This window comes from Curtobacterium sp. C2H10 (assembly GCF_025407985.1).
Classification (GTDB): domain Bacteria; phylum Actinomycetota; class Actinomycetes; order Actinomycetales; family Microbacteriaceae; genus Curtobacterium.
Genome location: NZ_JABXGF010000278.1, coordinates 1 through 231, shown reverse-complemented (window position 1 = coordinate 231; position 231 = coordinate 1). Strand labels below are relative to the sequence as shown.

General features: G+C 58.0%; 1 protein-coding gene. It reads right to left on the bottom strand.

Annotation, left to right across the window (positions count from 1 at the left end; all coding sequences use genetic code 11):
* Nucleotides 1-231: hypothetical protein (locus HWD93_RS18945; protein WP_374115186.1), on the bottom strand; the 231-nt coding region annotated here is incomplete at both ends.

The following is a 231-nucleotide window of genomic DNA, read 5'->3' as shown; positions in this document are numbered from 1 at the left end:
AGTGTGGACTTACCATTGCCGTTTGATCCCAGCAGCGCGATGCGGTCATCATTGTCGATGCGCAGCGTCACATTGCGCAGCACCGGCTTGCCCGGCACATAGCCGACATCAGCGTGATCCAGCGCGATGATGGGCGAGGCGGCTTTCTTTTCCGCATCGGGAAAGCTGAAGGGCTGCACATGGCTCTCGACATAAAGGTCGATCGGTTTCAACCTCTGCAACGCCTTGAGG